This window comes from Micromonospora sp. CPCC 206060 (assembly GCF_036906895.1).
In the GTDB taxonomy this organism is placed as follows: domain Bacteria; phylum Actinomycetota; class Actinomycetes; order Mycobacteriales; family Micromonosporaceae; genus Micromonospora.
In genome coordinates this window covers 40,823-58,570 of sequence record NZ_JBAKHU010000017.1, presented here as the reverse complement: position 1 = coordinate 58,570, position 17,748 = coordinate 40,823, and the positions used below count along the sequence as shown (strand labels likewise).

Genomic DNA, 17,748 nt, shown 5'->3' with positions numbered 1-17,748 from the left:
GATGACTTCACCAGCACGTACCCTCCGGGTCGGCGCGCTGCGCCCCAACCAACTCCTGCACACGTACGGGGTCGGTTCCGTCGCCGACCTGCCCGGTCTGTCGGTCATCACCCTGGGGCTGGACCACTGGGACCTGTCCCGCTCGACCATGCTCACCGAGGACCGGCTGCTGGCGGCGATGCGGAGGAAGCTCGGTCCGCAGGTGCAGGCGCTCCGCCTGCCGCCGCACCTGCCGGAGACCTCCGACCTGTCGGCCGAGTGGGCCCGGGTCGGCGTACCGGTGGCCCTCTTCCCCACCTGGCTGCGCTGCTCGGACACCCGCTGCAACCGGCTCGCCCCGGCCGACGTGGGCTTCTTCGAGCTGCTCTCCTCCCACCTGCCCGACCGGGTGCGGTACGTGCACTCGTGTCGGAGCAACGGCGGAAACCGGCCGACTGCCGTCCCGGCCCGCTTCGTGCTGGCCTGCGACAAGGGCCACCTCGACGACTTCCCGTGGTCCTACTTCGCGCACGGGGGCACCGATCCGGGCGCCGGGCACCCGCTGAAGCTCTCCGAGCGGGGCAGTACCGGTGAGACGATCAACATCCTGGTCTCCTGCGACGAGTGCGGCACCCGACGCCCGATGGCCGAGGCGTTCGGGCTGGCCGCCGAGCGGAACCTGCCCGCCTGCCGGGGCCGGCACCCGCACCTGGGCACCTACGACCCGTCCTGCGACGCGCTGACCCGGACCCTCGCCCTGGGCGCCACGAACAGTTGGTTCGCCATGCAGATACGGGTCTTCAGCCTGCCCCGCGCCGAGCACCCGGTGGACCAGGTCGTAGCCGACAGATGGACTGCTCTCAAAGTGCTGGCCAACCTCGACGCGGCGACCGCCAAGCAGATTCTGCCCACCCAGAGCTGCTGGCCGGACCTGGAGCCGTACGGGGTGGAGCGGGTCTGGGCGGCCATCCAACGCCATGCAACGGCAGACGCCCCCGGCAAGGACACCGAGGAGGAGCAGGACGACCTGCTCACCCCGGAGTGGCGGGCGTTCACCGCCGGTACCCGGCTGGACCTGCCCGACTTCACCACCCGGCCCGAACCGGCCCCGGCACCGCACCGCGACTGGCTCCGGCAGGTCGTGCTGGTCCCCCGGCTGCGGGAGGTCGCCGCGCTCTACGGCTTCACCCGGATCGACGCGCCAGAATGGAATGTCCTCGACACTCCCGACCAGCGGCGCGCGCCGCTCGCCAGCAACGACCCGGACTGGGTGCCGTGCGCGGAAATGCGGGGCGAGGGCATCTTCCTGCGCTTCGACGAGGCCCGGCTCACCGCCTGGGAGCACCAGCCGGAGGTGAAGCAGCGCGAGCAGCTCCTCATCCGGGCCCACGAGATGTGGCGGGCCCAGCGCAGAATGCCACCGGACGGGTGGCCGGGCCTGCGCTACCTGCTGCTGCACACCTTCGCCCACGTGCTCATCAGGGAATTCGCCCTGGAGTGCGGATACAGTGCCGCCGGCATCGGGGAACGGATCTACGCCAGCACCGGGGAAGAGCCCACTGCTGGCGTGCTGCTCTACACGGCCGCCCCGGACAGTGAGGGCACCCTCGGCGGGTTGGTGTCGCTGGGCCGTGCCGACCGGCTGGGCTCCCTCATCGACCGGGCTCTGGAGGCCGCCCGGCTGTGCAGCTCGGATCCGCTCTGCGCCGAGCACGACCCGACCGTGCACGCCCGGCTCTCCGCCGCTGCCTGCCACGCCTGCCTCTTCGCTGCGGAAACCTCCTGTCATCGGGGTAACCACTACCTGGACCGGGCGCTGCTGGTGGACACGCTCAACGACAGCGGCTGCGGTTTCTTCCCCGGATGAGCCGGATGAGTCAGGACGGATTCTCAGCGACCGGCCGGGGCGGATCTGCGGCAGCGGGTCGGGACAGCTTCGCGGCAGCGGTCGCCGCCACCGTCGCGGAGCTGCCCGCCGGACATGTGGCCGCCTGGGCGAACCGGTTGATGCGGGTGGCGACGCCGGACGGCTCTGTGGAGGCGGCCCTGATCAACGCCCGACCCGGGCACCTGGTGGCCGCACCCGCCCGGCGGCTGGTCCGCGCGTGGTCGGCCGAGGCACCGGAGTTGACCGGGCCGGCGGTCGCGCTGGCCCTGCGCAGTGCCGCAGTGCTGCACCAGCAGTCCGCCGGGCACCGTACCGAGCTGGTCGTCAGCGGGCCGACCAGTCCCTCGGTACCGGTACGGCTCACCAGCTCGGTGGTCGTGGAGCTGGTCCGGGCGGCCCGGCATTCGCTGCTCGTGGTGAGTTTCGCCGCGTACGGCGTGGCCGAGGTGGTGCGTGAACTGGTCGCCGCGAGCAGTCGGGGGGTACGGATCGATCTCGTCCTGGAGGACTCGGTCGACGCGGGCGGGTCACTGCGCGGCCCTCTCGGGGCATCCGCCGCGTTCGCGGAGCTCCGTGACCGGGCCACGTTTTGGCACTGGCCCGCCCGGCGGCGGCCCGGCACCAGCACCGGCACCTCACGGGTCTCGTTGCACGCGAAGATCATCGCAGCGGACACCCGGGCGGCGCTGGTGAGCAGCGCCAACCTGACCGATCGGGCCCTGTCGAACAACCTCGAAGTCGGCGTCGTGCTCCACGACCCGGAGGTGGTACGCCGGATCGTGGCGCACTTCGCCGCACTCATGGACCCAGAAACGGGGCCACTGCAACCGCTGGCCCGATCCGGGTAGCCGGTTCGAGCTCCTGCCGGATCCAGTGGTGCTAAATCTCGTCCAAGCGGCGCAACAACTCCTCACTCAACACCTTGAAATCCTGATGGCACCGCTGGACCAACGTCTGGGTACTGCCCAACGCGCCATCCGCCGAGCGCAGATCGAACATTGGCTTGCGGGCATCATGAGCCAACGGCATGAGACTCTGATAGTTCCGCAGAGTGGCAATCTCGAACTTGTGCCCGATCTCGATATCAGCCTGGTCCAGCACGGCTGTGGCGAAAACGGTCGGAATCCGCTCCAGCCATCGCTGGTAGGCGCGGACCGGCCGGTCGAGACGCATCGTCGGCTGCATAATCACGTATCCCAACGGCGACATCGCTCCCGGCGGCGCGGCGATTGTCGGTGGGATCCTGGGAAGTACGGTGTTCCGCCAGATCGATCGCCACTCGCGCAGCGTCGGGCCCAGGTTCTTCAAGCCACGTAGTGAGAACAGATCGGCTGCCAACGGCATAAGCACCGCGTCGGCCGCCAGCAGGGCTGCCCGGTTGATCGCACCGAGGTTCGGGCCGACGTCGATGAGGATGATCTGGGCGTCGACCACCGTAGCGGCCCGCTGGATGATCCGATGGAACGCTGTCGTGACACGAAGCGCTGCCTGGTCATTCCCGGTGAAGCCGCGAGGCCACGCATCCGACAGCCTATCCTCGAACCTGCTCAGGTCCAGATCGCCCGGCAGCAGCCAGAGATCCTGCGTGATCGTGACCGGCTGCACGTCCTCGATGTCGCCGACGCCATTCATTATCGGCTGGATCGCCGTCACCACAGTGCCTGTCCCTCGGTCCGCCGGTGACCACAGGCGCGACTGGTGCGGCCCTCCCCAAGCCGGCGTCGCGGTCTCGTTCCAGAGCGCCCCGAGCGCATCCTCGTCGAGGAAGGCCGCAGTCAGATTGGACTGCGGATCGAGATCGACAGCGAGCACCCGATGGCCGAGGCGCTGGAGCATGTGCGCCAGGTGATAGGTGAGAGTCGTCTTACCAACGCCGCCCTTGTTGTTGAACATGGCAACAGAGATCACGCCGTGCTCCTCATCGTCACCGTCCAGGAAGAGTCGTCAATGATGAACTCGGGCTCAGGATTGCCGTTTCGACTCAGGGAGCTCACGATCCGGCCGATTCCCCGGCCGAACCGGTTGACGTAGCCCAGCGACTTCATCGCTGCGGCAAGTGACGGGTTCCGATAGTCGTTGACCCGATCGAAGTTGTCCCGCCGGACCTGTCCGAACGGTCCACCGGGGTTGGTCACCTCGATTCGGTCTTCGAACCACGCGATCCGCACCGGCGCGTTCGACGACTCGTAGTTCCGGTGCATGATGGCGTTCATACACACCTCGCGCAGGGCGTCGAACGGATAGCTCGGCCGATGCTCTTCACGGAATCCGCTGACCTGCACCAGCCGCGTGTGCAGGTGCCCCTTGAGGACCGTCTCCAGGCGTTCGGCGGTGCTGATGACATTCGACCGGATGTCCTGCTCATCCAGGATCGCTCCCCCGACGTCAACGCCTTCGTAGCGCACGAACTGCACGTACGCCCCAGGCAGGCGAGTGGTCGGGTTGAGACCGACGAGGAGGAGGCCAAGCACGGTCGGCGTACCGTCAACATCCGCGAGTCGGAGGGACGCGAGTTGCTGCTCGATCGGCCGATGGTTCTCCTCGATCACCGACTGGTCGACCGCCTGCCGTAGGTACTCCGACCGAAAGAGTCCGAGGTCCAGATCCCCTAGCTCGGCATCAGGAACCACGCGGACATCGAAGGGCGTATCAAAGGAACGCCGGCGTTCGGACAGTACCCGCTCGTCGTCACGTGTCGCCCGCCGCGTCGACGGTCCCGTGCGGACGTAGACCACGTTGTCGTACCGAACCGGAGGCGTCGCTGAGGCGTGAACCGTCACCAGGATCACGTCAAAGCCCTGAAACTTCTCAGCCGTGACGAACATCGAGGGCCGATCGAGGATCAGCCCTTGGTCTCGGTACTCGGTGATCTTCAGCAGCGCGGCGTCGGAGGTATCCACACCTCCGGCTGGCCGCCCCTTGTCGTCCACACCGATGACGAGGTGCCCCACACCAGCGCCAGGCAGATCATTCGCAAGCGCACAGATCGCCTTACGGATGGCGTCGCGTCCCGTCGCGTCCCGCTTGAACTCCAAGCTGGCGGTCTCCTGGGTGCCTAGGCGGAGGGCAAGGTCTGTGCTCATGGCCTGATTCTTCCCCACTGGTCGAGGGGCCCCAGCGCTGGCCCGATGCCCGTCAAGTCGGCAGACAGATCGCACCAATACAACACGGTGAGTAGATCCCCTCGCTCGGGAAATTAGTTCCACGACCAAGGCGCCGCGATCGCCGTTCATCGTTGCGACGCTGGCAGGCCGGCTCGGAGCCAGTTCACGGCGCAAGACATCCCCGAAACCGGCCCGCTACTACCGCTGCCCGGGTCCGGGTAGCCGACTCCGCAGTTCCCTCGCCACGCTCTCCGGCTCTGCCAGGCACCGCCACGCGGCAAGTCTGACGACCGGCATCGGAGCGGGCGCCACATCGAGGCGCGCGAGGACCTTGCGTAGTGCTCTACCGTCGGCTTCCCCCTGCGGGTCGTCCACCAGCACTGCCAGCGAGCCGCCGCCCTCGGTGGAGGTGGCAACGATGTCGTACCGGTACCCGGCGAGCCACACGTCCCGACTGATCTGGAATCCCGCCCGCCGGAGGGCGGCGTGCAGCGCGTCGGCCGCAGGGGCGGCGGGCGCCGGTGCATCGTCGGCGGTGACCGGGGCGGCAATTGCCGGCAACAGGCCCGTCTGGGCCGCCCACCAGGAGCGGTCGCCGACCACCACCAGCTGGGAACGCGCCCGGGTGATGGCGACGTTCCAGAGGTTGGTCTGGTTCACCAGCCAGTTCCGGGTGCTGTCCCGGATGCCGTGGGCGCCCACCGGTGAAACGACCATGATGTCCCGCTCACCGCCCTGGAAGCGGTGGATGGTGCCGCACACCACCTCGTCGTCGCTGGCAGAGAGCCCGGCAAGCGCCGTGACCAGTCGCCGATGCTGGGCGGCGAGTGGGGTGACCACTCCGATCGACGCCTGCGGGTAGGCCGCGCGTAGCCGGGCGACCTCGGCGACCACCTCGATCGTCTCCGGCTCGTTGAATCCGGAGCCCGCCTGTCCGTGGCTGAATTTCCCATCGACGTGGTGCCAGCGCAGTGCGGGATCGATCGGGGCTGCCAACCGGGACTGGTCGGTCAACACGGTCAGCCGCCCCTGGTAGACCTGCTGGTTGGGCCCTCGGACGATGTCCGGATGGCAACGGTAGTGCTCGTCGAGCAGGCGTACGTCCCCGGCCACCGCCGCGAAGGCGTCGAAGGCGGAATGCCGGGTGAAGACCAGGCGGCGGTCGGCCAGCCACTGTCCGTTGAGACCAGCCGCTGCCTGGTGGGCCTCCTCTTCGCCCTGGGGCAGCGTGATCACCGGCGACAACTGTCGCGGATCGCCGATGATCAGGGCACGCTTCGCCCGGTAAAGCATCGGCAGCACCGCTGGCACGCTGCACTGCGCCGCCTCATCGATGATCACCAGGTCGAAGAGTGCGGGTTGAGGCACGAGCGCCCGCGCCGACTGGGTAGTCACCGCCCAGGCCGGCAGGAACCGGAGCAGACTGCGGAATCCCTGCCAGGGCCGTGGCGAGGGTCTGGACATCTCGTCGCTACGCTGTCGCAGCGTGCCGGCGCCCTCGCGGACCCGCCGGGCGAGCTGCACCCGGAGCAGCTTTCGGCTGGTCTCCGCCCGGTCACCGGTCAGGGCCTTGAGCCGCTCCCAGCCCTCCTGCTCGTTCGGTAGCTGCATGACCTGCGCACGGTTGGAGCGCCAGCGCAGCTCGATTGTCACCCGGTAGGCGAAGTCACCGATCGCCTGCCGGTCCCGCAAACCGTACGCCCGTAGCCTTCGGCGGGCCCACCAACCGAGGATCCGGTGTCGCAGCGCCCGCTCCGTCAGCCGGACCAGTCGGCCGAGCGCGTCATCGTCGTCCGGGAGATCAGGCTGGTCCGTTGCCTCCGCGCCACCGGTTCCGAGTCGTTCGATGGCAAGCTCGGCGAGGTCCCGTTCGAGTACCCGCCGCGCGTCCAACCCGGACCGTACCCGGTTGATCTCGTCCCTGATGATCCGTAGTTCGGCAGCCGGGGTCCGTTCGTCGGCAGCCGGGGCACCGGAATGGGCTGCCAGCAGTTCGGTGAGCAGCTTGGGTTCCTGCGCCTGGTAGTCCCGGTTACCGGATCGCACGATCAGTCCGGCTCCGACCGTCGCGCTCGCCCGCTGGCAGACCTCGTCGACGGCCCGGTTGTTCGTGGAACCGACGAGCACCGTGTGCCCCGCTGCCGTCGCGGTGGCAACCAACGCGGTCACCAACTGGCTCTTACCCGTGCCCGGTGGTCCCTGGGCAACGGTGAGACGCCGGGTCATCGCCGCCCGGACAACCTGCTCCTGGGCTTCGTTCAGCCGATCCGGGGTGACGAGAAGCAACTCGGCGTCGACACCTGCGGTGTCCCGCAGGGATTCGTCCCCCGGTTCAGCCAGTGCATGCAGTGCGGTCTCGGCGATCTTCACCGGCTGACCGGCCATCTCCTGCAGGTCCTTGAGCAGGTTCCGTTGGGCGATGTCCCGGTCGTCCGCTCCGTAGAGCACCGCACTGTTCTGCACCCGCCGCATCGGGCCGGCGACCACCGTCCCGGTCAGCTCACGCGGGTCGATCGGGGTCACCGGCACAAGATCCAACACCCGCATGAGCTGACGGACCGTCTCGGTGAGTGCCTCCGGTTGTCCGGGTACGAACGTCTGCTCGATCTGTTGGGTCAGCTCGTCGATCTCGGGTCCGGCGAGACCGAGTTGGCGGGCAAGTGCCACGTTCGGGCGCGGCGGCAGGGTTGCCTGTGGCACACCGTCCGGACCGACGTTGACTCCCGCCACCAGGAGCGGGGTGAACACCGGCTTCGACTGCTGGACAAGGACCACCACCGGATAGCCGTACAACAGCGTCCCACCTGCCGTCATCGTCCGCCGGGCCAGTGCGGCGATGTCGTCGGGCAGCGGAACCGGACGTCCGGAGAACACCGTCTCCGGGCCGCCCGGCATGGGCCGGTAGGAGCTCCGGTCGTTCAGGCTGACGAACGAACCCAACTGGGCTGATCGCTCCATGCAGGAGACGTAGTAACCGAGCAGTCGCCGCCACCGATCGGTGGTGAAGGCATCGTCTTCCGGGGTGGTACGCCTTGCTTGCGGTGCCTGGCGGCCCGTCTCTCGCTGCTGCTCGGCGCGAACGAGCCGGACCGCCTCGGTGACCCCCTCACTGGATTCCACCGGCCGGTGCGCGGGTGCCCGGCGGGCCATCTCGGTCTGCACGTACCGGGACAGGTCCTGCGCGGTGATCCAGCCCTCATCCCCTCTAATCACCGCCTCGCCTCGCAGGCCGTTCAGCACGACCTCGGTGAAGAGCGAGGGCTGATGGGCACCCTGGGCTTTGGCAGCCCGCTGATGGTTGCTGGAGGTGAGGATGAACGTGCCACGTTCCCGCAGACCCCGGCGTGGTTCCTCACGCACGCCGCCACGGAACCTGTTCCGGGCCCCGAAGGCACCGGAGAAGCAGCAGTCCACCAGGACCACCTTGTGGCTGGCCCTGGTGATGTTGAGCAGGTGTCGCAGCACACCGTCGGTGTCGACAGCGGTGGTGTGCAGCTGGTCGGCGCGAGTGTCGATCGCGGCGAGAAAGACGGACTCGCGGTCGCGGTCGTTCATCAGTCCATGACCGGAGTAGTAGAGGAGGGCGAGGTCGCCGCTCTGCCGGGCCCCGAAGAACTGCTCCAGTTCCCGGGTCATCTCGGCGCGGGGCAGATCGACGTGGGCATCGATCGTGTCGAACTCTCCACCGGCCTCGAAGACAGCCTGCATCTGTCCGATGTCCTGCCGGACCCCGGGAAGGTCGGTCAGAGCGCGGTCGGCGTGGAAGGTCGCACTACCGAGTAGGAGGGCGTGTCGGCCCATCAGTCGCGATTCCGCTCGATCGCGGCCCGCACCATACTGATCATCGCTGCCACCTCGTCGTCGTGGGGGCGGTCGATGGTCAGTTCGATGTCCGCTACCCGCAGGTGTGCCCGGCGGCCGGCATTCCGGTTGAGGAAGGCGACCACGGTCTCCACCACAGCCTGCAGGTAGGACGGTTCCGTGGTGGTCAGCACGCTCAGCGCCGCGACCGCGATCTCTGCGGCGCCCTTGCTGTCCGGCTCGGGCGGCAGCTCGACATACTCGACATCGCCGAGTTCCGCCAGATCGGTCGCCAGATCCCGGGTCAACTGCTCCAGAACGAAGTCGTCATCACCGTCGAGCGACGTGAAGGTGACCCCGAAGAGCGCGTGCGCCATCAAACCTCCCCAAACCAGTGTGAACAGCACACTACATTTGGTGATCAAATGCTGATCTGAGTTGTCGGCTACCTGACCGAGCCCCGGCCAGATCTCCGCGGAGAGAGATCACGAGGGTGATACGCATGGATTGGAGAACTCCGAGGGTCAGATCCCGTCGGCGCGACGGCAGCTGACGGCAAATTAATAGCGCCCCGTCGGATTTCCGACGGGGCGCTCAATCTTCCACCATCTGGTGGAGCCGAGGGGACTCGAACCCCTGACCCCCACACTGCCAGTGTGGTGCGCTACCAGCTGCGCCACGGCCCCTTGCTGGTGTTCCTCCCGGTGTCCCGGGCACCTGCGAAATAATACACATGCCGGCGGCGAAGGTCATCTCGCGGGGTCCCCCTTCCGGGCGACGCCTAGTTCAGGGCCACGTCCGAGGGGAAGTGAGCCACGGCGGCCATCATTCCGCCCTGCCGCCGGAGCACCATCGGCCACAGGTCGTCCGGCCGGTCGACGAAGGCGTCCCCGGGCAGCGCGTCCAGCACGAACCACGAACCGCTGGCGATCTCCTCCTCCAGCTGGCCGGCGCCCCACCCCGAGTAGCCAGCGAAGACGCGGATGCCGGTCAGGCTCTCCCGCAGCCGTTCCGGGTCGACCGAGAGGTCGATGGTGCCGACCGCCCCGGAAATCTGGTGGAAACCCTTCATCCGGCGGACCGGGTGCCGCATCCGGGCGAGGCAGATCGCCGAGTCGGGCTGCACGGGCCCACCCTCGAAGAGCACCGCCGGGTCACGGGCCAGCCGGCTCCAGTCCCCGAGCACGTCGGAGACCGGCACCTCGGTAGCCCGGTTGAGTACCACGCCGAGGGCACCGCCCGGTTCGTGGGCGACGAGGAGCACCACCGTCCGGTCGAAGTTGGGGTCCTTCAACGTCGGGGTGGCGACGAGCAGCTGCCCGGTCATCGAGTCCACCGATCGACCCCCGATCGCCTGCCCCTCTCCCTGGATACCGGACATGGTCAGCCGCGCACCGGTACGGAGAGCCCACCGGTCCCGACCCCCGGGACCGCACAGTCCATCGAGATCATGAGTGCAGTCAGTGCCATGCCTGGCACCATAGCCTGCCTCCGGGGTGCTGGTTAAGGTCTGTCGGCTGGGCGGAAGAGACGACGGGGGCCGAGCCGTCCACGGCTGCCGGGGCCTCCCCTTTCTGCGCAGGCCAGAGGGCATCCCGGCCACCCTCTCCGCTTTCCTGACAGGGCCACTTATGCCCGATAGATTCAAAACGCCGGGAAGAGCCCGGGTACCCCACCGCTCCGGGATTCATGACACGGGGGCATTCCGATGGCGACGGTCCGGGACACCACCTACGACCTGCTCCGCGCGCTCGGGCTGACCACCGTCTTCGGCAACCCCGGCTCGACGGAGCAGCCGTTCCTGACCGGGTTCCCGGCCGACTTCCGCTACGTGCTGGCCCTCCAGGAGGCCAGCGCGGTGGCGATGGCCGACGGGTACGCCCAGGCCACCGGTCGGCCCGCGCACGTCAACCTGCACACCGCGCCGGGTACCGGCAACGGCATGGGCAACCTGGTCACCGCCTGGCACAACCGGACGCCGCTGATCGTCACCGCCGGGCAGCAGAGCCGGGAGATGCTGCTGCTCGAACCCCGCCTGGCCAGTCCACGGGCCACCGAGCTGCCCGAGCCGTACGTCAAGTGGAGCCACGAACCGGTCCGGGCGCAGGACATCCCGGCGGCGCTGATGCGGGCGTACGCCACGGCGGTGCAGCCCCCGGCCGGACCGGTCTTCCTCTCCCTGCCCCTGGACGACTGGCAGCAACCCGCCGACGGGCCGGCGGCGGTCCGGGGGGTCAGTACCCGGGTCGCCCCCGACCCGGAGCGGCTGGGCCGGTTCGCGGCGATCCTCGCGGGCAGCCGGAACCCGGTCCTGGTCTTCGGTGCGGCGGTGGACCGGAGCGGGGCCTGGCCGGAGGCGGTCGCCCTCGCCGAGCGGGTCCGGGCGCCCGTCTGGTCCGCCCCGGCGTCGGAGCGGGCCGGGTTCCCCGAGGACCACCCGCTGTTCCAGGGGGTCCTGCCGTACGCCATCGGGCCGCTGGCCGAACGGTTGCGCGGGCACGACGTGGTGCTGGTGGTCGGCGCCCCGGTGTTCCGCTACTACCCGCACGTGCCGGGCGAGCACCTCCCGCCGGGCGCCCGGCTGCTGCACGTCACCGACGACCCCGCCGAAGCGGCCCGGGCGCCGGTCGGGGAGAGCCTGATCGGGGATGCCGGTCTCACCCTCGCCGCGCTGGCCGAGCTGGTGCCGCCCGCCGACCGGACACCACCACCGCCCCGGCCGGGCCCCGACGAGCCGGCCGACGAGCGGCCACTCACCCCCGACGCGCTCTTCGCCGCGCTGGCCCGGGTCCGGCCGGTGGACTGCGTACTCGTACAGGAGTCGCCGTCGAACCTGGCCGCGCTCCGCCGCCGCCTGCCGACCACCCGGCCCGCCTCCTACTTCACCATGGCCAGCGGCGGGCTGGGGTACGGGCTGCCGGCGGCGGTGGGCGTCGCGCTCGCCGAACGGGACACCGGGCGGCACCGGCCGGTGATTGCGGTGATCGGCGACGGTTCGTTCCACTACTCCGTACAGGCGGTCTGGACCGCCGCGCAGTTGCGGCTGCCCCTGCTGGTGGTGGTACCGGCCAATCAGCAGTACGCGATCCTCAAGTCGTTCGCCGCGTTCAAGCAGACCCCGGGGGTGCCCGGACTGGACCTGCCCGGCCTGGACCTGGTGGCGGTCGCCCGGGGCTACGGCGCCACGGCGTACCCGGTCGGGTCGGCGGAGCAGCTCGCCGAGGCGGTACCGGCGGCACTGGCCGGCGACGGCCCGACCGTGCTGGCGGTACCGGTCAGCACGGCCGTCCCGCCGCTGCTGTAGCAGGACGACGAAGCCCGCGAACGGTCCGACGGTCAGCCACCGGTCCGCAGCATCGGCTGGCCGGTGACCGCATCGAGTACCAACCGGTCACCGAGCGGTGCGTCGAGGGTGACGCTGACCGGGGCGAGCACCAACTGCTCGGTGCAGATCCCGGTCGACCGGGTCACCCCGCCACCGATCACCACGATGTCGTCGAACTCGGCCACCAGCGGGGTCGGGGCGCTGTCGCAGGCGCCGATCCCCAGCTTGTAGCTGAGGGTGTTGCCGTCTGCGGCGGTCAGCTGCTGCGTCACGGCGAGGTCGTCGACCGGTGACAGGGCGGGCACCGACGCCGACGGGACCGGTGCGACGGCGGACGCGGCGACCGCCAGCCGGGCCACCGGCGCGGCCAGTTCCTCCACCGTGAAGAGCCAGGCCGGCACGGTCGCCGTACCCCGGCTGGTGGCGACCTGGGCGGTGCCGAGCTTCGCGGCGACCACGGTGAGCGGGATGCAGGCCGTGCCGGCCGGGTTGCTGGTGGTGGCGCTGTCCGGCCCGGAGCTGGTCGCGGGGGGCCGCGCCGGTCGGGCCGCGCAGGGTGGCGGGTCACCCTGGTCGAGCTGCCGGTACGCCTCAGCGGCGCTGATCAACGGTACGTCGAGCGTGCCGTCCGGGAAGCGGACGGTGCCGGGTGCCGGGGTGGTGGCCGGCAGGGCCACCTGGTCCCGGTACCACCCGTTGACGAACGCCTGTTTGGTGTCGCCGGTGAAGCCCGGGTCGCCGATCAGCACGGTGGCGTCGGCCAGCGGGACGTACCCGGTACGCCAGGCGGTCGACGTGGCGGACCGGCGCCAGCTCTCGGCGACCTCGGCCGCCCGCCGGTCGAAGTGTCCCCACCGGTGGTCGGACGGCGCGACCGGGCCACCGGACGGGCCTGCCGTGCCGGCCGGTGCACAGCCGGCCAGGATCATCAGGAGCGGGAGGCCCAGCAGGGCGGTACGTCGGCGCATGTCCACTCTGACGGCCGGCCGGGGCCGGCGGTTCCCGACCCGGTGTCCCCGCGGTCAGGTCTCGCCGCCGAGATCGGTCTGGTACGCCTGGTGGACCAGTTCGGCACCGTGTCGGCGGTGCCGGTGCAGGTCCACGAGGAGGGCGGTCAGCCAGTCGTGCAGTTCGTCGGCGCCCGCCTCCGGCAGGTCGGCCCGGCGACGCAGGGCGTGCAGCGCGGTGTCCACCGCGATGTGCTCCCGGAGCAGGATCTGCACCCGGCGGGCCAGCCGGGGCGCGTCGGCGAGCGGTTCGGCGTAGCGGCCGTCGGGCCCCTCGGTCAGCCGCACATGCACGGCAAAGGCGCGGTGCAGGTCGGCGAGGTGCAGACTGAGCCGTTGCCGCCAGTGCGGGTCGGTCGGCAGGGCGGCCAGCGCGGTCAGGCTCCGGATGGGAAGAGTCGCTGGGCCGGTGGGGGTGGTGGGTGGACGCGGGGTGGGATGGGGGATCACGGCGTACCTCCGTCAGATACGGGACGGTCGCATGAATCCGATGGTTCACCTGCCCCGGCCCGCTGTCCACGTCCGGCCGCAATTTCCGTGCAACCCATGACGCACAGCGGGATGAACGGGCGCATATGACACGGCGCCCCGGTCCGGGTGGACCGGGGCGCCATGCACGGTGGAGGTGCCGGGAATCGAACCCGGGTCCTTCGCCGCCTTGTCAGGGCTTCTCCGAGCGCAGCTCGCTGTGCCTCTACTCGGCCCCTCCGATCACGCGAGCGAGTCGGTGTGACGGGCCCAGTCGCTGATTGATCTCGCCGCACGGACCCCGCGACCGGGTCCGGTTGGCCAGCCTTCTAGCTGATGCCGGCTAGCTGGGTCGAAGGCGCTCCCAGGCCGACAGACTTGCTACTCGCCTCAGGCGGCGAGAGCGAAGTCAGCGCGATTGTTCTTGGCGCTTATTGGTTTCCGACGAACGATTCTCGAGACGACGTCGGCTTCCTCGGCTCGCTTCCCCTGTCGCAACGTACGAAGTCGAAACCAGTCACCCCCTCGACGGGCTGCCGTGTGCAGCCAATCAAGCCTAACGCCTGACGCCAGCGGATTCATCCCGACTCCCCCGGGTGACCCACCACGCGGTCAGGAATCCCGACAAATCAGTCAGACATCCCCTTACCCCGCCGGCCGACCGCCCGGGCGATCTCCCGGTCGGCGTCCCGCTTGGCCAGGTCCTGACGCTTGTCGTACGCCTTCTTACCCTTGGCCAGGGCGATCTCGACCTTGGCCCAGCCGTCCGAGAAGTACACCTGCAACGGCACCATGGTCAGCCCGCCCTCCCGGCTCTTGCCGATCAGCCGGTCGATCTCCAGCCGCTTGAGCAGCAGCTTGCGGGTCCGCCGGGGCTCGTGGTTGGTCCAGGTGCCCTGGGTGTACTCCGGGATGTGCATCTGGTGCAGGTAGAGCTCACCGTTGCGCTCCTGGGCGAACGCGTCGACCAGCGACGCCCGGCCGGCCCGCAGCGACTTGACCTCCGTACCGGTCAGCGCCATGCCCGCCTCGTACGTGTCGAGGATGGCGTAGTCGTGCCGCGCCTTGCGGTTGGAGGCAACGACCTTGCGCCCCTTCTCCCGTGGCATCGAGACCACACTCCCTTCCTCGATCACCGGCAGCGGACAATGCTATCCGAATGCAACGGGCCCGCCGGCACCAGATATTTCCCTGGTGCCGACGGGCCCGTACCCGTGTCGACCCGACTAGACCCGCAGGTAGAAGCGGAGGGTGACCCAGGCGGTGACCGCGCTCACCAGTGCTCCCGCGCCGGCCATCAGCGGCAGCATGACCAGCACGTCGCCCCAGCCGACCGGGGTCAGCAGCTCGGTGAGGTCGCGTAGCGACCCGTCGAAGAGGAAGACCTTGGCCAGCGACAGCGCACCGAACCCGATCAGCGCACCGATCAGACCGGCGACCACGGCCTCCAGCACGAACGGCGCCTGGATGAACCAGTTCGAGGCGCCGACCAGCTTCATCACCGCGACCTCACGGCGCTTGCTGTACGCGGCGACCTGGATGGTGTTCGCGACCAGCAGCAGGGCGGCGATCGCCATCACCATCGCGGCGACCAGGGCGATGTTCTGTACCGCGCCCAGGATGTTGAAGATCTTGTCGAGCAGCCGGCGCTGGTCGACGATCTCCTGGATCCCCTCTTCACTGTTGTACTTGTCGAAGATCTGCTTGTACTGCTCCGGGTCCACCAGCCGCAGCCGGAACGACTCCGGCAACTGGTCCGGCTTGACCGCCTCCACCAGAGCGGGGGCGTCCTGGTACATCTCCTTGAACCGCTCGTACGCCTGTTCCTTGTTCTCGTAGATGACCTCCTTGACCAGAGGGTCGCCCTTGAGCTTGCCCTGCAGGTCGTCGCGCTGCTGCTGGGTGACCTCGGTCTTGAGGAAGATCGAAACTTCGATGTTCTCGTAGTAGCGGTCCTTCATGTTGTCGACCTGGCGGTACATCAGCCCGCTGGCACCCAACATGGTCAGTGACACGGCCATCGTGATGATCATCGCGATGGTCATCGTCACGTTGCGCCACAGTCCGACCATCACCTCGGACAGGACGTATTTCAAACGCATCGGGGGTTCCTTCCGGATCTCCGCAGAGAGTCGTTCGTCGTCTTCATCGGCGGGCGGCGGCGGAGCGCCGGGGATCAGCCGTAGACGCCGCGGGCCTGGTCGCGCACGATGCGGCCGCTCTCAATCTCAACGACGCGGCGGCGCATCTGGTTGACGATGTTGGAGTCGTGCGTGACCATGACGACCGTCGTGCCGGTGCGGTTGATCCGGTCCAGCAGACGCATGATCTCGATCGAGGTGTCCGGGTCCAGGTTTCCGGTGGGCTCGTCGGCGAGCAGGATCAGCGGCCGGTTCACGAACGCCCGGGCCACCGCCACCCGCTGCTGCTCACCACCGGAAAGCTCGTGCGGGTACCGGTGCTCCTTGCCCCCGAGGCCGACCAGCTCCAGCACCTCGGGGACCACCCGCCGGGCGACCGCCTTGGTCTTGCCGATCACCTCGAGGGCGAAGGCCACGTTCTCGTACGCCGTGCGGTTCGGCAGCAGCCGGAAGTCCTGGAAGACGCAGCCGATCGAGCGCCGGAAGTGGGGTCGCTTCCAGGAACGCATCGAGGTGACGTCCTTGCCGTTGACAATGACCCGACCCTTGTTGGGGGTCACCTCGTGCAACAGCAGCTTGATGATTGTGGACTTGCCGGAGCCGGAGGGACCGATGAAGAAGACGAACTCGCCCTTCTCGATCGAGCAGGACACGTCGTCGAGCGACGGCCGGGACGCCTTCGGGTACGTCTTCGTCACTTGCTCAAGCTGAATCACGGGTGGTGAGTCTACGCGGTGTAACCGCAACGCCAAGTCCGACGCCCGCTGAGTGAGGGGTGAGTCATCGATTTCCTGGGGCGCTGCGTCATCGACCGACGCGCAGCGCCCCGACACCGTTACGCGCTGTCGTCGGCCATCTGCTGCTGTTTGCGCCAACGGATCCCGGCCTCGATGAAGCTGTCCAGGTCGCCGTCGAAGACCGAGCTGGGGTTGCCCGTTTCCTGCTCAGTTCGGAGATCCTTCACCATCTGATACGGGTGCAGCACGTACGACCGCATCTGATCACCCCACGAGCCGGCCGCGTCGGTCTTCAGCCCCTGGAGCTTGGCCTGCTCCTCCTGGCGCTTGCGCTCCAGCAGCCGGGCCTGGAGCACCCGCAGCGCGGAGGCCTTGTTCTGTAGCTGGGACTTCTCGTTCTGGCAGGTGACCACGATGCCGGTCGGGAGGTGGGTGATCCGCACCGCCGAGTCGGTGGTGTTGACGCTCTGCCCACCGGGGCCGGAGGACCGGTAGACGTCGATCCGCATCTCGTTCTCGGGGATCTCGATGTGGTCGGTCTGTTCGGTGACCGGCAACACCTCGACCCCGGCGAAGCTGGTCTGCCGCCGGCCCTGGTTGTCGAAGGGGCTGATCCGCACCAACCGGTGGGTACCCGACTCGACGCTGAGCGTGCCGTAGGCGTACGGCACCTTGACCGCGAAGGTGGCGGACTTGAGACCGGCCTCCTCGGCGTACGAGGTCTCGTAGACCTCGGTCGGGTACCCGTGCCGCTCGGCCCAGCGCAGGTACATCCGGAGCAACATCTCGGCGAAGTCGGCGGCGTCCACCCCGCCCGCACCGGCCCGGATCGCGACCAGCGCCTCCCGGGAGTCGTACTCCCCGGAGAGCAGGGTCCGGACCTCCATCTCCTGGACGGCCTTGGTCAGCCCGGTGATCTCGGTCTCCACCTCGCCGAGCACCCCGGAGTCGCTCTCCGCCTCGGCCAGTTCGAGCAGCACCCCGGCGTCGTCTATCCGGGAACGCAGGCTCTCCAGCTTGGCGATCTCGCCGTTGACGTACGACAGCTGGGAGGTCACCTGCTGGGCACGGGCCTGGTCGTCCCAGAGGTCGGGGGCGGAAGCCTGCTCCTCCAGGCGCACCTTGTCCCGGCGGAGCCGGTCGAGATCGAGCACGGCCTCGATGTTGCGCAGGGTGGCGTCAAGATCCTTGAGCTGATCGGCGTAATCGGCAGCGGTCACGACAGTCAAGAGTACTTGCCGGGCCCCGCCGCAGCTCATCTCCTCCGACCGACCCGCCGCCCTCCTGGCGTACGGACC

General features: G+C 69.0%; 14 protein-coding genes, 1 tRNA gene and 1 other RNA gene. 3 read left to right on the top strand and 13 right to left on the bottom strand.

What is annotated here, in order from left to right; translation table 11 throughout:
- Position 1 precedes the first annotated feature (1 nt).
- Positions 2–1,846 (top strand): DUF1998 domain-containing protein, encoded by a 1,845-nt coding sequence (locus tag V6U90_RS14025; RefSeq protein ID WP_334435494.1) that lies wholly within the window; start codon positions 2–4, stop codon positions 1,844–1,846.
- 5 nt (positions 1,847–1,851) lie between these two features.
- A complete protein-coding gene (drmC, locus tag V6U90_RS14020; RefSeq protein ID WP_334435491.1) occupies positions 1,852–2,715 on the top strand; it encodes a DISARM system phospholipase D-like protein DrmC in 864 nt (287 codons plus the stop codon).
- Between the two features lie 31 nt (positions 2,716–2,746).
- On the opposite strand, the gene V6U90_RS14015 is transcribed toward drmC, so the two are convergent.
- The 6 genes from V6U90_RS14015 to V6U90_RS13990 all read right to left on the bottom strand — a co-directional run bounded on the left by V6U90_RS14015 (position 2,747) and on the right by V6U90_RS13990 (position 10,153).
- On the bottom strand, positions 2,747–3,775 hold the full coding sequence (locus tag V6U90_RS14015; RefSeq protein WP_334435488.1) for a ParA family protein: 1,029 nt from the start codon (positions 3,773–3,775) through the stop codon (positions 2,747–2,749).
- A complete protein-coding gene (locus V6U90_RS14010) occupies positions 3,772–4,950 on the bottom strand; it encodes an ATP-binding protein (protein ID WP_334435485.1) in 1,179 nt (392 codons plus the stop codon). Before V6U90_RS14010 ends, V6U90_RS14015 begins: the two co-directional genes overlap by 4 nt.
- Before the next feature lie 219 nt (positions 4,951–5,169).
- Entirely contained in the window at positions 5,170–8,772 is a 3,603-nt protein-coding gene (locus V6U90_RS14005) for an AAA domain-containing protein (protein WP_334435482.1), read from the bottom strand.
- Positions 8,772–9,149 (bottom strand): hypothetical protein, encoded by a 378-nt coding sequence (locus V6U90_RS14000; RefSeq protein WP_334435479.1) that lies wholly within the window; start codon positions 9,147–9,149, stop codon positions 8,772–8,774. The genes V6U90_RS14005 and V6U90_RS14000 overlap by 1 nt, the downstream gene beginning before the upstream one ends.
- Positions 9,150–9,382: 233 nt before the next feature.
- Positions 9,383–9,458, bottom strand: a tRNA-Ala gene (locus V6U90_RS13995).
- A 95-nt stretch (positions 9,459–9,553) separates the two neighbouring features.
- The gene (locus V6U90_RS13990) at positions 9,554–10,153 is read right to left on the bottom strand and encodes a YqgE/AlgH family protein (RefSeq protein ID WP_334435476.1); all 600 of its coding nucleotides are present in this window, start codon (positions 10,151–10,153) and stop codon (positions 9,554–9,556) included.
- Between the two features lie 327 nt (positions 10,154–10,480).
- Here V6U90_RS13990 and mdlC point away from each other — a divergent pair, with 327 nt between their 5' ends.
- A complete protein-coding gene (gene mdlC, locus V6U90_RS13985; protein WP_334435475.1) occupies positions 10,481–12,076 on the top strand; it encodes a benzoylformate decarboxylase in 1,596 nt (531 codons plus the stop codon).
- Positions 12,077–12,108: 32 nt separating this feature from the next.
- On the opposite strand, the gene V6U90_RS13980 is transcribed toward mdlC, so the two are convergent.
- The 7 genes from V6U90_RS13980 to prfB all read right to left on the bottom strand — a co-directional run bounded on the left by V6U90_RS13980 (position 12,109) and on the right by prfB (position 17,670).
- Entirely contained in the window at positions 12,109–13,065 is a 957-nt protein-coding gene (locus V6U90_RS13980; RefSeq protein WP_334435473.1) for a hypothetical protein, read from the bottom strand.
- Positions 13,066–13,119: 54 nt separating this feature from the next.
- A complete protein-coding gene (locus V6U90_RS13975) occupies positions 13,120–13,554 on the bottom strand; it encodes a hypothetical protein (protein ID WP_334435471.1) in 435 nt (144 codons plus the stop codon).
- A gap of 167 nt (positions 13,555–13,721) precedes the next feature.
- Positions 13,722–14,097: a transfer-messenger RNA gene (gene ssrA / locus V6U90_RS13970) on the bottom strand.
- Between the two features lie 104 nt (positions 14,098–14,201).
- Complete coding sequence (gene smpB / locus V6U90_RS13965) at positions 14,202–14,681, bottom strand: SsrA-binding protein SmpB (RefSeq protein WP_334435604.1); 480 nt, start codon at positions 14,679–14,681, stop codon at positions 14,202–14,204.
- 117 nt (positions 14,682–14,798) lie between these two features.
- Positions 14,799–15,674, bottom strand: coding sequence for a permease-like cell division protein FtsX (ftsX, locus tag V6U90_RS13960; protein ID WP_334435468.1), 876 nt, complete (start codon positions 15,672–15,674; stop codon positions 14,799–14,801).
- Positions 15,675–15,748: 74 nt separating this feature from the next.
- Entirely contained in the window at positions 15,749–16,429 is a 681-nt protein-coding gene (gene ftsE / locus V6U90_RS13955; RefSeq protein ID WP_208816365.1) for a cell division ATP-binding protein FtsE, read from the bottom strand.
- 119 nt (positions 16,430–16,548) lie between these two features.
- A complete protein-coding gene (gene prfB, locus V6U90_RS13950; RefSeq protein WP_334435462.1) occupies positions 16,549–17,670 on the bottom strand; it encodes a peptide chain release factor 2 in 1,122 nt (373 codons plus the stop codon).
- Positions 17,671–17,748 lie beyond the last annotated feature (78 nt).

Coding starts and splice junctions, on each gene's coding strand:
- V6U90_RS14025 (WP_334435494.1), top strand. CDS start 2: ATGACTTCACCAGCACGTACCCTCCGGGTCGGCGCGCTGCGCCCCAAC.
- drmC (WP_334435491.1), top strand. CDS start 1,852: ATGAGTCAGGACGGATTCTCAGCGACCGGCCGGGGCGGATCTGCGGCA.
- V6U90_RS14010 (WP_334435485.1), bottom strand. CDS start 4,950: ATGAGCACAGACCTTGCCCTCCGCCTAGGCACCCAGGAGACCGCCAGC.
- V6U90_RS14005 (WP_334435482.1), bottom strand. CDS start 8,772: ATGGGCCGACACGCCCTCCTACTCGGTAGTGCGACCTTCCACGCCGAC.
- V6U90_RS14000 (WP_334435479.1), bottom strand. CDS start 9,149: ATGGCGCACGCGCTCTTCGGGGTCACCTTCACGTCGCTCGACGGTGAT.
- V6U90_RS13990 (WP_334435476.1), bottom strand. CDS start 10,153: ATGTCCGGTATCCAGGGAGAGGGGCAGGCGATCGGGGGTCGATCGGTG.
- mdlC (WP_334435475.1), top strand. CDS start 10,481: ATGGCGACGGTCCGGGACACCACCTACGACCTGCTCCGCGCGCTCGGG.
- V6U90_RS13980 (WP_334435473.1), bottom strand. CDS start 13,065: ATGCGCCGACGTACCGCCCTGCTGGGCCTCCCGCTCCTGATGATCCTG.
- smpB (WP_334435604.1), bottom strand. CDS start 14,681: ATGCCACGGGAGAAGGGGCGCAAGGTCGTTGCCTCCAACCGCAAGGCG.
- ftsX (WP_334435468.1), bottom strand. CDS start 15,674: ATGCGTTTGAAATACGTCCTGTCCGAGGTGATGGTCGGACTGTGGCGC.